Source organism: Photorhabdus viridis, assembly GCF_040256935.1.
Classification (GTDB): Bacteria; Pseudomonadota; Gammaproteobacteria; order Enterobacterales; family Enterobacteriaceae; genus Photorhabdus; species Photorhabdus viridis.
On record NZ_JBEJZY010000361.1, the window covers coordinates 1 to 295 of the forward strand.

A 295-nucleotide genomic window follows, 5' to 3' on the forward strand; every position below is an offset into this window, starting at 1 on the left:
ATTGCAATTTTTAATCAGGACAAATCTTGATGTGCTGGATTGTACGCCAATGCAATTAGAGATGTTGCTGGCAGCGGGTTTGTCTCAGCATCAAAAAGCGTTGACGCTGTTGATTGGCGGTGAACCCATATCAGTACAAACCTGGCGGACGGTAACCGGTATACCGCAACTGACAGCTTATAATGTCTACGGCCCAACCGAATGCACCGTGGATGCAACGCTGGCCTGCATAGCGCCGGCGCATCCCTTCCCGACGATTGGTCGCCCGCTTGCCAATACCCGGCTTTATTTACTG

At 51.2% G+C, this 295-nt stretch carries 1 protein-coding gene; it reads left to right on the top strand.

Features of this window, described 5'->3' with window-relative positions:
* Positions 1 to 295 (top strand): AMP-binding protein (locus ABR397_RS23740; RefSeq protein ID WP_350307839.1); only part of this gene is annotated, 295 nt, incomplete at both ends.